Genomic DNA, 12,381 nt, shown 5'->3' with positions numbered 1-12,381 from the left:
GTCCTTTGGCCAATTTCCTGCTTCAGAAACCGGACCGCGCATTCAAAAGGTAGACAAAGGGCGAGGATGCTGATGCAGGATCGTCTGTTTGTACAACTTGTTGATATCGCGTGTGTTTCTGGAATAAGATATACAAAATTAGAAGTGTCGAATGTGTTAATGTGACGCGTAGCGGCACGCCTCTACACGAAATTGGTGCAAAAAAGAGCATACTAAAAAGGCCGCGATCGCTCGCGGCCTTTGACGTTCTCTTTTGAATTGAGGCGCTTAGAACAGGACGCTGGCGCCCTGGTCGGCCGGACCGGCGATACGACGGAAGCTGGCGAACAATTCGCGTCCCATGCCGAATTCGTTGTCGTCGAGATTGATCGTGGCGTTTGGCCGTGCATCGAACTCGGCGGCGTCGACCAGAACTTCAAGCGTCCCGGCCACGGCATCCAGCCGCACCATGTCGCCGTCCTTGATCTTCGCAATCGCTCCGCCGTCGACAGCCTCGGGCGTCAGGTGGATCGCTGCCGGGATCTTGCCCGATGCGCCGGACATGCGGCCGTCCGTGACGAGAGCCACCTTGAAACCGCGGTCCTGCAGCACGCCGAGCGGCGGCGTCAGGCGATGCAGTTCCGGCATGCCGTTGGCCTTCGGACCTTGGAAGCGCACAACGGCAACGAAGTCCTTCTCCAGCTTGCCGGCCTTGAAGGCATCCTGAAGCGCCTGCTGGTCGTTGAAGACGATCGCGGGGGCCTCGATGACATGGCGCTCCGGCTTGACGGCGGAGATCTTGATGACCGCCTTGCCGAGATTGCCGGTCAGCATCTTCAATCCGCCATTCGCTTGGAACGGCTTGTCGATCGTGGTGAGGACCTTCGGATCGGCGCTCTCCTCGGCGGACGGCGCGCGATGCACGGTGCCGTCCTCGGCAAGCTTCGGATCAATCGTGTAGGCGGCGAGACCCTGGCCGTAGACGGTGCGCACATCGTCATGCACGTAACCGGCCTTGAGCAGCTGCTTGATCAGGAAGCCCATGCCGCCTGCGGCATGGAAGTGGTTCACGTCGGCAAGTCCGTTCGGATAGACACGGGCGAGCAGCGGCACGATGTCGGAGAGTTCCGAAATATCCTGCCAGGTGAGCTGGATGCCACCGGCGCGGGCCATGGCGATCAGATGGATCGTGTGGTTGGTCGAGCCGCCCGTCGCATGCAGACCGACCACGCCATTGACGATCGAGCGTTCGTCGATCATCTCGCCGGCCGGCGTGAACTCGTTGCCAAGTGCGGTGATGGCGAGCGCGCGCTTGGTTGCTTCCTTGGTCAGCGCGTCACGCAGCGGCGTGCCGGGATTGATGAAGGAGGCACCGGGCAGATGGAAGCCCATGATCTCCATCAGCATCTGGTTGGAATTGGCCGTCCCGTAGAAGGTGCAGGTGCCGGGGCCGTGATAGGATTTCGACTCCGCTTCGAGCAGCTCGGCGCGGCCGACCTTGCCCTCTGCATAAAGCTGGCGGATGCGCGACTTCTCGTCGTTCGGCAGGCCCGAGGTCATCGGTCCGGCCGGAATGAAGACGGCGGGCAGGTGGCCGAAGGTAAGGGCCGCGATCATCAGCCCCGGTACGATCTTGTCGCAGACGCCGAGATAGACGGAGCTGTCGAACATGTTGTGAGACAGGCCGATGGCAGCGGACATGGCGATCGCATCGCGCGAAAAGAGCGAGAGCTCCATGCCCGGCTGGCCCTGGGTCACGCCATCGCACATCGCGGGAACGCCGCCCGCCACTTGGGCTACACCACCGACTTCGGAGGCCGCCTGGCGGATCATCGCGGGATAGGTCTCGAAAGGCTGGTGGGCCGAGAGCATGTCGTTATAGGCGGTGATGATGCCGAGGTTCGGCACCACGTCGCCGGCCAGTGCTTCCTTGTCCCTGGGCGAACAGACCGCAAAGCCATGGGCAAGGTTGCCGCACGACAGCGTCGAGCGGTGCACGCCCTTGGAAATGGCACGGCGTGTGCGGTCGAGATAGACTTCGCGCGTCGGCTTGGAACGTTCGACGATCCGCTTGGTAATGGCTTCGATGCGGCTGTCTGCACTCATGAGATATGGCTCCTCATCTGGCGCGGGCGCTGAGGCGCACATCGCGCAAAGGCCTCCTCGGCCGTGAAACTCGTCTTATGCGCATCACCTGCCGAAATACTTCGGCAGGCGAGGGCTCTCCCTCAGGGCGCCCAATAGATGTCGGTTGCGGTCTGGGCCCGTTCAAGAACGGCCCTGATCGGCATCTCTGCCTCGTCCGTGCCGGCAAGCGCCTTCTCCAGCACGACCTTCTTTTCGGCACCCTCGATGTGAACCACGAGAAGGCCGGCATCGTGAAGCGCCGAGAAGGAGAGGGTGAGGCGAGCCTCGCCCGCCCCCGGCGCTTCCATGGTCATGACGCGGCGGGGCAGCGAAAGATCAAGCGCTGCGGCAAGGTGATCGCCGCCGGGGAAGAAGGAGGCCGTATGCCCATCCGTCCCCATGCCGAGGATCGCCACGTCGAAGGGTTGGCTCATACCCGGCACGATCCCGGATGCCGTTTTCGCAGCCTCCTCGATCGTTGCCTCCGGCCGGTAGAGCGGCACGAATTGGGCGGCCGCCGCGGCATTCTTCAGAAGATGCGTCTTCACCAGAAGATGGTTCGAACGCGGATTGTCTTCGGGCACGAAACGTTCGTCGACCAGCGTCACCTTCACCTTGGCCCAGTCGAGGGCCCGTGTCGACAGAGCCTCGAAGAAAGCCTTGGGCGTCGAGCCGCCGGAGACGGCAAGCGTCGCTTCGCCGCTTCGTGCAATCGCTGCGGACAAGGCCGAAGCGACCGCATCAGCGAGGCCCGCTGCAAGAACCGCTCCGCTTTCGAATGTCTTCATCTGATGCGCCATCGATCCCGGCCTCAGTCGTTTTCGTGCCAGGTACGGCCGTCACGCTCGATGAGCGCAATAGCCTGGCTCGGACCCCAGGTGCCGGACGTATAGCCCTGCGCCCTCTGGCCAATCTCTTCCCAGGCTTTCAAGATCGGATCGCACCAGTTCCACGCCGCCTCGACTTCGTCGCGGCGCATGAACAGCGTCTGGTTCGAGCGGATGACGTCCATGAGCAGGCGTTCATAGGCATCCGGATTGCGGACGTCGAAGGCCTGGGCAAAGCTCATGTCGAGCGACACGTGGCGCAGGCGCATGCCGCCCGGACCCGGATCCTTGATCATCAGCCACTGCTTGACGCCTTCGTCCGGCTGCAGGCGGATGACGAGCTTGTTGGCCTCAATACGGCCAGCAGCATCGCCGAAGATCGAATGCGGGATCGGCTTGAAGGCGATGACGATTTCCGACATGCGGGTCGCCAGACGCTTGCCCGTGCGCAGGTAGAAGGGCACGCCGGCCCAGCGCCAGTTGTTGATCTCGGCCTTGATCGCGACGAAAGTTTCCGTGTCCGATGCCGAACCCAGCTCTTCCTGATAGCCGTTAACGGCACCGCCGGCAGAGGCGCCAGCGCGATACTGTCCGCGCACCGTGAGCTTCTCGACATTGGCCTCGGTGATCGGCTTCAGCGAGCGCAGCACCTTCAGTTTCTCGTCGCGTACGCCCTCGGCATCCATCGAGAAGGGCGCTTCCATGGCGACGAGGCAGAGCAGCTGCAGGATATGGTTCTGCACCATGTCACGCAGCGCACCGGCCTTGTCGTAATAGGTGACGCGGCCTTCGAGGCCGACGGATTCGGCGACCGTGATCTGCACGTGATCGATATGGGCGGAGTTCCACAGCGGCTCATAGAGCGCGTTGGCGAAGCGCAGCGCCATCAGGTTCTGCACCGTCTCCTTGCCGAGATAGTGGTCGATACGGAAGATCTGCTCTTCCTTGAAAACCTTGCCGATCGTGTCGTTGAGGATCTGGGCCGAAGCCAGATCCCGGCCGATCGGCTTTTCGACGACGATGCGGGTCGACTTGGTGATCAGCTTATGGTCGCGGATCTTGTCGGCGATGTCGCCGAAGATCGACGGCGAAACGGCGAGGTAGAAGGCCCGTACGATGTCCTTGCCCTGGTCGAGCAGCTTCTTCAGGTCTTCCCAGCCCTGATCCGACTTGGCGTCGACAGGGATGTAATAGATGCGCTCGAGGAACTTCGCGACTTCGGCCTCGTCAAGCTCCTCGGCCTTCAAGTGCTCGTGCAGGGCATCAAGCGTGAACTTCCGGTATTCCTCATGCGTCATCGCTGTGCGCGATGCGCCGATGATACGGGTCGGTTCCGTCAACTGGCCCGCGAGCTGGCGATGGAACAGGGCCGGCAGAAGCTTCCGCTCAGCCAAGTCGCCGGTGCCGCCGAAGACGACATAGTCAAAGGGTTCAACGGGGATGATCTGGCTGCTCATGCGGCATCTCTCGTTCGGCAATCTGGTTGGACCGGTTCTAATCTAATCGATTTAAAAAAGCCACCCTCACGGCAGCGATTTTGTCTTTACACGGCCTCGAAGCCCTGCGCGAGCGCCGTTCTGCGACAATGAATCACACGCCCGGATGACGGCGGCGCGACGCCGAGGCCACAGAGAACACCAAACAGAAGGATGTAACCCAGCGTGCGGAAGGGGCTCATCCTGCCGTCTTGCCCGACTTCGTCGATCACGGTCAACAATTCCGCTGCCTCGCCTGCCTGTGAGGCGGGGACCAGGATCGGAATGCCACCCAGCGCGGTCGCAAGGTGTGAGTAGTTGTTGATCAGATGGATCGGCTCGGCCGCAATGAGGATGCCATGCGCAGCAAGGAACGAGCGGGTCACGCCAAACTCGGCGGCGTTGAACACGGTCGCCACGCGCACCAGTGCATCGGCCCGCCGAGCTGCCATCCTCAGAAACGGTCTCGAAGGGCATACCAGGTGAGCGCCAGGAAGAGCAGCGGCTTGCGCAGGCTGGCGCCTCCGGGGAAAGGCGGGATCTTCAGGTCCTTCAACAGCTCAAGCTCCCGCGCATTGCCGGCCACCATGTCGGCATACATCTTGCCGCAATAGTTGGAGAGCATCACGCCGTGCCCCGAATAACCCGCAAGCGAGGTTACACCCGGCATCACATCCCGGGCGAAAGGCTTGCGCGGCAGGGTAATGCCAACGGAGCCACCCCATCCATGGGTAATCTCGATCGTCTTCAGATCCGGATAGATCTCGGCAATCTGCCGGCGGATATGGCTGGAAATATCCCGCGGGCTGTCGGCCGTATAAGCCTCGCGCCCGCCGAACAGCAGCCGCCCGTCGCGGCTTTTTCTGAAGTAGCGCACCACGAACCGGCTGTCGGCCACGGCCTCCGAGCCGCGCAGCACCTGTGGGAAGCGATCGAGCGGTTCCGTTGCCCCGATGAAAGACCGGATCGGCATCACATGGGCTGCCGTCACCGGCTCAAGATTGCCGATATAGGCATTGGTCGCGATCAGCAGACGGTCGGCAGTGATCGTGCCTTTCGGCGTGTCGATGACGGTCTTGCCACCAGCCTGACGGATCGCGCTTGCCGGCGTCATCTCGTGGATGCGCGCGCCGGCAGCTTCCGCGACCTTCGCCAGGCCAACCAGCAGCTTCAGCGGATGGATATGCCCGGTGCCTGTATCGCGAACGCCGAAGTGATAGCGGGTGGAGCCAATACGATCATGCGTTTCCTCCCTGTCCATGAAGGAGACATGCGGATAGCCGTAGCGCACCGCCATGATCTCGGCCTCGTGCCGGTAGTCGGATTCGCCGTTGCGCTTGTGCGAGACATTCATCTGTCCGGGCAGATATTCGATATCGATTCCGTGCTGTTCGGCAAAATCGAGCAGATAGTGCTTGGCATTCTCCGCCAGCTCGAACAGCGCCTTCGAACGCTCGAAGCCGAGCTCTGCCTCCAGCTCAGCCGGCGAGGCCCGCTGGCCGGTGCCGAGCTGCCCGCCATTGCGCCCTGAAGCGCCGTCGCCGAAGCGGCTGCCCTCGATCAGGACGACCGAAACACCGAGCCGTGCGAGATTGTAGGCCGCCTGCAGCCCCGTGAAGCCGCCGCCGATGATCGCGACATCAGCCGTGACAGAGCCGTCAAAGGCCGAATATTCCGGCCGCTCACCAACGCTCGCCTGATACCAGGAGATCCCCGGCGCAATCGGGCTTTGCCATGTCATCGGATCGCTGTCCTCATACGTTTAGCAGGAGGAATTCGCGTTCCCACGGGCTGATCACCTGCATGAAGGTCTCGAACTCGCCGCGCTTCACACCGGCATAGAGGCCGATGAATTCGGGACCGAAGACCTCGTTGAAGTCGGCTTCACCTTCGAGCAGGGCGACCGCTTCCAGGAGGCCGCGCGGCAGATCAACGGATCCTTCATTCGCCGAACCCTCGGCTGCTGCCGTCGGTTCGATCTCCTTGATGATCCCGAGATAGCCGCAGGCGAGAGAAGCCGCGAGCGCGAGATAGGGGTTGGCATCCGAACTCGGCAGGCGGTTTTCGACACGCCGTGCGGCGGCATCCGAAACCGGCACGCGGAAGGCCGTCGTGCGGTTGTCATAGCCCCAGGCATTGTTGACGGGGGCGGCCATGTCGGGCGTCAGGCGGCGATAGGAGTTCACGTAAGGTGCCAGCATCACCAGCGAGCTCGGCACGTATTTCTGCATGCCGCCGATGAAGTGGAAGAACTCCCGCGAGGCAGAGCCATCGGGATTGGAAAACACGTTCTTGCCCGTCTTCGCATCGACCACCGATTGGTGGATGTGCATGGCCGACCCCGGCTGCCCCTGCATCGGCTTGGCCATGAATGTGGCATATATCCCATGCTTCAGCGCCGCCTCGCGGATCGTGCGCTTGAACATGAAGACCTGGTCGGCAAGCTCGATCGGATTGCCGTGGCGCAGGTTGATTTCCAGCTGCGCCGGCCCCTCCTCGTGGATCAGGGTATCGATCTCCAGCCCCTGCTTTTCCGAGAAGTGGTAGATATCGTCGATCAACTCGTCGAATTCGTTGATGGCGGCGATCGAATAACCCTGGCCACCGATGATCGATCGACCGGAGCGGCCCTTCGGCGGATGCAGCGGATAGTCAGGGTCGTCGTTCATCGCGACCAGATAGAACTCGATTTCGGGCGCGACGACCGGCTTCCAGCCCTTTTCGTCATAGAGGCGCAGCACGTTTTTCAGAACGTTGCGCGGCGTGTAGGAGACGTTTTTGCCGTCGACATCGACGATGTCGCAGATCACCTGGGCGGTGGGATCGGTCTCCCACGGCACGACGGAAAGCGTCGAAAGATCCGGCAGCAGCTTCAGGTCGCTGTCGCGCGGCTCGTAGCGGAAGTTCTCCGTCTCGTCAGGATATTCGCCCGAAATCGTATGACGGTAGAGTGCGGAGGGCAGCGCCAGCGACGTGTTCGACGTGAACTTCGACGACGGCATCATCTTGCCGCGCGGAACGCCGGCAAGGTCAGGCGTGATGCATTCGATGTCTTCGATGCCGCGAGCGCGCAGCCAGGTTGCCGCTTCCTTCCAGCTCGAGACGCCGCGCTTCGATCCGGGATCCGGCGGGATGGCCGCTTTCTTCGAGGACGCGTTCTGGGGTCTCAGCATGGACTTCTTCGCGGGCATGTCTCACCGGTTGGTTGTTAATGGGGCCATCATAGCCAGACTTTGGCCTTTGGCGAGGGGGACGCGTTGACTTTGATCATAAGTTTGTCGAGACAGGCGGCAGATCCCCGGGAGCAGCATAATGGCCAGGAAGTATGACGTCGCGATCATCGGAGCCGGTGCCGCCGGCATGATGGCGGCTTTCACGGCAGGTCGGCGCAGCCGTTCCGTCGTCGTGCTCGACCATGCCAAGGCCCCGGGCGAGAAGATCCGCATCTCCGGCGGCGGGCGGTGCAACTTCACCAATATCCATGCCGCGCCGAAGAACTACATCTCGCAGAACCCGCATTTTGCGAAATCCGCGCTGGCCCGCTACACGCCGTCCGATTTCATCGCCATGGTCGATCGCCACAAGATCGCCTGGCACGAAAAGACCCTCGGGCAGCTTTTCTGCGATGACAGCGCGAAAGACATCATCCGCATGCTGCTGGAAGAGATGCGCGCGGTGCATGTCGACCTGAAGCTCTCCTGCGAGATCTCCGATGTCGAGAACGGCCCGGACGGTTTCCGCCTCTCCACGAGCGAAGGTCCGATCCTGGCTGCAAGCCTGGTGATGGCATCAGGCGGCAAGTCGATCCCCAAGATGGGAGCGACAGGTTTCGCCTATCGGATTGCCGAGCAGTTCGGCCTGCCCGTGACCGACACCCGGCCGGCGCTGGTGCCGCTGACGCTCGAACCCAATCTGCTCGGCGAATTGTCGGAGCTTTCGGGCGTCGCGGTCGATGCCGATGTCTCCTGCAGCAAGACCCGCTTCAACGAGGCGCTGCTCTTCACCCACCGAGGCTTGTCCGGCCCCTCGATCCTGCAGATATCGAGCTATTGGCGCGAGGGGGACGAGATCCTGCTCTCTCTGGAGCCGGGCGTGGATTTCCTCGAACACCTGAAGGCGGCGAAGCGCGAAAACGGCCGCCAGCAGGTCCAGACGGTGCTTGCCCAGCATTTGCCCAAGCGCCTCGCGCAATATCTGGCGGAGACTGCCAAGCTGGAACGTCCGCTTGCGGATCTCCCCGACAAGGCCTTGTCATCGCTTGCCGAGCGCATCCGCCGTTGGCCGATCAAGCCGGCGGGTTCGGAAGGCTACCGCACGGCGGAAGTGACCCTTGGCGGAGTCGATACAAACGCGCTCGATAGCCGGACGATGCATGCGAAAACCGTGCCCGGGCTCTATTTCATCGGCGAATGCGTCGACGTCACCGGCTGGCTGGGCGGCTATAATTTCCAGTGGGCCTGGGCTTCGGGCCATGCGGCCGGCGAAAGCGTCTGATCGTCTCTCCCGCTCCGGGCAAGCTTTCCTTGGTAATTCAGGACTTGTTAACATGCGTCGGTCATCCTGCCTGAATGCCGGTGTGACATCCCCAGATGTCGCGACATGAGGTCTGGCCGGCAAACGCCCGCAAGGGCATGACCTTCCCTGGCCGCATCAAGGACCGCGCCCCATGAACCATGAGACCCGCAAGCCCCGTGCCATCGCCATTGCCGCAACCCGTGCCCGTGACGAAGAGCGCGCCCGCTTTCGTCAGGTGACCATTCTCTGCCTCTATGCCGCGAGCGCCGTTGCCGCTCTCGCCATCGGTCTCCTCGGCTAATCCCAAGCTTTAGATGAACTGAAGGCGGCCCGCGTGCACCCTGACGCATGCGTCTAGCTGACCCCGCGCGCATGCTCAGCGCCGATGCGGCGCTAGCCTCGCCCCGTCTTGGCTGTCCTCTCCCGCGCCGGGACCCTCCCACCACCTTAACTCCGTCTTGAGACTTTTACTGCAACCCTAGTCTTCGGAGTGGAGTGTAGACGGCGCCGATGCTGATTGGTGCTGTCGAGATTTTGAGGGGCACGCGCCGGGAGCGCAGCACCTTGTTGTTGGAGGAACTGTTTTGATCGACCATATTCTTTCGCGCTTTTCGATTTCGACCAAGGTGCTGGCTTTTGTGCTTCCCTTCGTCTTCTCGATCACCGCTGTCGGTCTCATGGGGCTCTATGCTTCGGGCCTCCTGCAGCAGCGCATGGAGATCTCCAACGGCACCATGCGGTCGCTGAACGGTTTCAAGAACGTCACCGCTGCAATGACCCGCTTCCTCGACCAGACCTCGGAGGAAACGCGCAGCGTCGTGATCTCCGAACTTTCGGGCCAGCAGGCGACACTCAATCAGAACATTGCCGAGATCGGCAGCGACGGCACGGGCCGCAACTTCCTCGACGAGGCAATTGCCGGCACGGGCAACGTCAATCAGAAAATCGACACGCTCTGGCAATTCCACGAAGCCGAGGTCAAGCTCGCCGCCGCCATTCAGGAACATCTCAAGGGCCTGATGGCTCAGCAGATCCGCGTCTCCGACGAGGCGCAAAAACTGCAGCGCGCCGTGCTTGGCGGTGAAAACGACGCCAAGAGCGCGCTCAAGGAGGCTGACCGCCTTTCCGCAGCCGCCCGACAGCTTGCAGATGTCAGCAAGGGATATTTCTCCGCCGGCTTGCCGGAGGCCCAGTTCCCCTATCTGCAAAAGCAGGTGCCAGAACTCGTTAAGACCCATCGCAAGATCGCCAATGCGCTTCCCCCCGAGCACAAGGGCATGGGCAAGGAGCTTCAGACGGCGATCAACGAGATCAAGAAGGTGGTTGGAGCAGGCGACACCAGCATGGAAGCTGGCCGCGCTGTGGGCAGCATCCTCGCCCGCTTCCGCGGTTTCGAAGCCATTCTGCAGGAGAGCGCCGCCACCAAATACGCCGAATCCGTCCAGAAATTCGCAGCGGTCGAGACCGGTGCCGTGCAGGCCGCCGACATCCTCGTCGGCAGCCGCACCCTGATCGCCGATGTCTACGATCTGCGCATCATGACCGCGACCTTCCTCAATGTGAAGGACGACAAGACGCGCGAGCCGATCCTGCGTCAGATCAAGCTGATCGGCGACAATCTCGCCGTGCTGGGCGGCAGTATCTCCGACAAGGCCTTCTACGACAGCCTCAGCGCAGCCATCACACCGCTGCTGGCCAATTTGACGACCGACACGGAAGGTCTGGTGAAGACCAGCGCCGAGCGCATCGCGAGCTTTGATGAAGCCAGCCGCACCATGGATTCGATCTGGGCCTCGCTGACCTCCTTTGCCGACCTTCAGAAAGATGTCGCCGGCACCGAACGCCAGGAGGCGAACCGCCTGTCGATTGGCACCATGATCGCCGGCGTCGTGCTCGCCGTGATCGGCGGCATCGCCCTTGTGATGACCCTCCAGCGTCCTATCGCGCGTATCACAGCCACCATGCAGCGACTGGCCGAAGGTGACCTCGAGGCCGGCATTGCCGGCGACAAGCGCGGTGACGAAATCGGCGCCATGGCCCGCGCGCTCGCCGTCTTCAAGACCAATGCCCGCAGCAAGCTTGAAATCGAATCCGAGCGTGAGCGTGAGCAGATGGAGGCGGAAGCCGAGCGCCGCCGCAATGACGAGGAAAAGCAGGCGCTCGACCAGCAGATCGAACATGCCGTTGGCAAGCTTGCCCAGGCACTGGAGCGTCTCGCCAACGGCGATATTTCCTTCGAGATCGAAGGCCGCTTCCACGGTCGCCTTGAACAGCTGCGCAACGACTTCAACCTGTCGCTATCCCGTCTGCGTGATACGATGCACCAGATCTCCGGCAACGTTGACCAGATCCAGAACAACGGTCGCCAGATGGCCCAGTCGGCGCTCGATCTCGCCCGCCGCACCGAGCAGCAGGCGGCGTCGCTCGAAGAGACCGCCGCCGCCGTCGATGAAATCACCGCCGCTGTCCGTTCGTCCTCGGAGCGCGCAGAAATGGTGAACGGGGTCGTCCGCGAAGCCAAGAAGAATGCCGATGAATCTGCTGTCGTCGTCGGCAGCGCCATCTCGGCCATGGGCCGCATCGAGGAAGCCTCGCGCCAGATCTCGAACATCATTGGCGTGATCGACGAGATCGCCTTCCAGACGAACCTGCTCGCTCTGAACGCAGGCGTCGAGGCAGCCCGCGCAGGCGAAGCCGGCAAGGGTTTTGCGGTCGTCGCCCAGGAAGTCCGCGAACTCGCCCAGCGCTCTGCCGGCGCTGCCAAGGAGATCAAGGCGCTCATCAATCGCTCGGCTGAAGAAGTGTCGAGCGGCTCCACCCATGTGCAGCAAACAGGCACGGTGCTGTCGCGCATCGGCGGCCAGATCGCGACGATCAGCGAACACATCGAGAAGATCGCCGAGACCAGCCGCGAACAGTCCGGCGCCCTGCACGAGGTCAACGGTGCCGTCGGCCGCATGGACCAGATGACCCAGCAGAACGCCGCGATGGTCGAGGAAGCAACGGCAGCCACCCAGGACCTCTCGGCCCAGACCGACGCTCTGCGCGATCTCCTGCAGCAGTTCCGCATCGAAGCGGAGCGCCAGCATTCTATGGGCCGCGCTGCCTGAATGAAATGATGTGCAAGACCAGAAGCCCGGCGTATCGCGCCGGGCTTTTTCGTTTCAGGCTTTCGCCAGGCGGCAAGCGTCGTGAACGGCCGTGACGGTCAGCGCTACTGGCTTTCTGGGGCGTATCCGATCAAGGAGACTATGGCCGAAGCGCGCCAACCGCTGCCACGGCGCCTCGCTGTAGCGGGCATAGAACTCATCCTCGGATAGCCGACCGCGATCGCCGAACCCTTTCTGCAGTGAGGCAATGGCCAGGGCGACATAGGTTTCATGCATGACGGATCTCCTCTCGTTGATGCCGTCCTCTCTTTTAGTCTCCATATTTGGCTGCATGAACAGACAAGAACG

General features: G+C 62.2%; 10 protein-coding genes. 3 read left to right on the top strand and 7 right to left on the bottom strand.

The window, feature by feature from the left end; genetic code table 11:
- Positions 1–267: 267 nt before the first annotated feature.
- From edd to AC02Y0_RS15165, 6 genes are all read right to left on the bottom strand, one after another.
- Positions 268–2,085, bottom strand: coding sequence for a phosphogluconate dehydratase (gene edd, locus AC02Y0_RS15190; protein ID WP_476379725.1), 1,818 nt, complete (start codon positions 2,083–2,085; stop codon positions 268–270).
- Between the two features lie 122 nt (positions 2,086–2,207).
- Positions 2,208–2,906, bottom strand: coding sequence for a 6-phosphogluconolactonase (gene pgl / locus AC02Y0_RS15185; RefSeq protein ID WP_476379724.1), 699 nt, complete (start codon positions 2,904–2,906; stop codon positions 2,208–2,210).
- An 11-nt stretch (positions 2,907–2,917) separates the two neighbouring features.
- The gene (gene zwf, locus AC02Y0_RS15180) at positions 2,918–4,390 is read right to left on the bottom strand and encodes a glucose-6-phosphate dehydrogenase (protein ID WP_102019190.1); all 1,473 of its coding nucleotides are present in this window, start codon (positions 4,388–4,390) and stop codon (positions 2,918–2,920) included.
- A gap of 86 nt (positions 4,391–4,476) precedes the next feature.
- Entirely contained in the window at positions 4,477–4,860 is a 384-nt protein-coding gene (locus AC02Y0_RS15175) for a hypothetical protein (protein ID WP_476379722.1), read from the bottom strand.
- Positions 4,861–4,862: 2 nt separating this feature from the next.
- Positions 4,863–6,149: an NAD(P)/FAD-dependent oxidoreductase gene (locus AC02Y0_RS15170; RefSeq protein ID WP_476379721.1), complete on the bottom strand. Its 1,287-nt coding sequence runs from the start codon at positions 6,147–6,149 to the stop codon at positions 4,863–4,865.
- A gap of 13 nt (positions 6,150–6,162) precedes the next feature.
- Positions 6,163–7,599, bottom strand: coding sequence for a glutamine synthetase family protein (locus tag AC02Y0_RS15165; RefSeq protein WP_444559447.1), 1,437 nt, complete (start codon positions 7,597–7,599; stop codon positions 6,163–6,165).
- Between the two features lie 121 nt (positions 7,600–7,720).
- On the opposite strand from AC02Y0_RS15165, the gene AC02Y0_RS15160 reads away from it, so the two are divergent.
- The 3 genes from AC02Y0_RS15160 (at position 7,721) to AC02Y0_RS15150 (ending at position 12,033) form a co-directional block, all read left to right on the top strand.
- Positions 7,721–8,902: a BaiN/RdsA family NAD(P)/FAD-dependent oxidoreductase gene (locus AC02Y0_RS15160; protein WP_476379720.1), complete on the top strand. Its 1,182-nt coding sequence runs from the start codon at positions 7,721–7,723 to the stop codon at positions 8,900–8,902.
- A gap of 172 nt (positions 8,903–9,074) precedes the next feature.
- The gene (locus tag AC02Y0_RS15155) at positions 9,075–9,224 is read left to right on the top strand and encodes a hypothetical protein (RefSeq protein WP_172450079.1); all 150 of its coding nucleotides are present in this window, start codon (positions 9,075–9,077) and stop codon (positions 9,222–9,224) included.
- Positions 9,225–9,507: 283 nt separating this feature from the next.
- Positions 9,508–12,033 carry a methyl-accepting chemotaxis protein gene (locus AC02Y0_RS15150; RefSeq protein WP_476379719.1) on the top strand — a complete coding sequence of 842 codons (2,526 nt, stop codon included), beginning with the start codon at positions 9,508–9,510 and terminating at the stop codon, positions 12,031–12,033.
- A 54-nt stretch (positions 12,034–12,087) separates the two neighbouring features.
- Here AC02Y0_RS15150 and AC02Y0_RS15145 read toward each other — a convergent pair whose 3' ends face one another.
- Entirely contained in the window at positions 12,088–12,309 is a 222-nt protein-coding gene (locus AC02Y0_RS15145) for a hypothetical protein (RefSeq protein WP_476379718.1), read from the bottom strand.
- Between the last annotated feature and the right edge of the window lie 72 nt (positions 12,310–12,381).

This window comes from Allorhizobium sp. nf9_anc (assembly GCF_056323085.1).
This window is presented reverse-complemented; position numbering and strand designations above follow the sequence as displayed.

What these genes read in the sequence shown, in the direction of transcription:
- edd (WP_476379725.1), bottom strand. Translation starts at nt 2,085, where the DNA reads ATGAGTGCAGACAGCCGCATCGAAGCCATTACCAAGCGGATCGTCGAA.
- AC02Y0_RS15155 (WP_172450079.1), top strand. Translation starts at nt 9,075, where the DNA reads ATGAACCATGAGACCCGCAAGCCCCGTGCCATCGCCATTGCCGCAACC.
- AC02Y0_RS15160 (WP_476379720.1), top strand. Translation starts at nt 7,721, where the DNA reads ATGGCCAGGAAGTATGACGTCGCGATCATCGGAGCCGGTGCCGCCGGC.
- AC02Y0_RS15165 (WP_444559447.1), bottom strand. Translation starts at nt 7,599, where the DNA reads ATGCCCGCGAAGAAGTCCATGCTGAGACCCCAGAACGCGTCCTCGAAG.
- zwf (WP_102019190.1), bottom strand. Translation starts at nt 4,390, where the DNA reads ATGAGCAGCCAGATCATCCCCGTTGAACCCTTTGACTATGTCGTCTTC.
- AC02Y0_RS15170 (WP_476379721.1), bottom strand. Translation starts at nt 6,149, where the DNA reads ATGACATGGCAAAGCCCGATTGCGCCGGGGATCTCCTGGTATCAGGCG.
- AC02Y0_RS15175 (WP_476379722.1), bottom strand. Translation starts at nt 4,860, where the DNA reads ATGGCAGCTCGGCGGGCCGATGCACTGGTGCGCGTGGCGACCGTGTTC.
- AC02Y0_RS15145 (WP_476379718.1), bottom strand. Translation starts at nt 12,309, where the DNA reads ATGCATGAAACCTATGTCGCCCTGGCCATTGCCTCACTGCAGAAAGGG.
- pgl (WP_476379724.1), bottom strand. Translation starts at nt 2,906, where the DNA reads ATGGCGCATCAGATGAAGACATTCGAAAGCGGAGCGGTTCTTGCAGCG.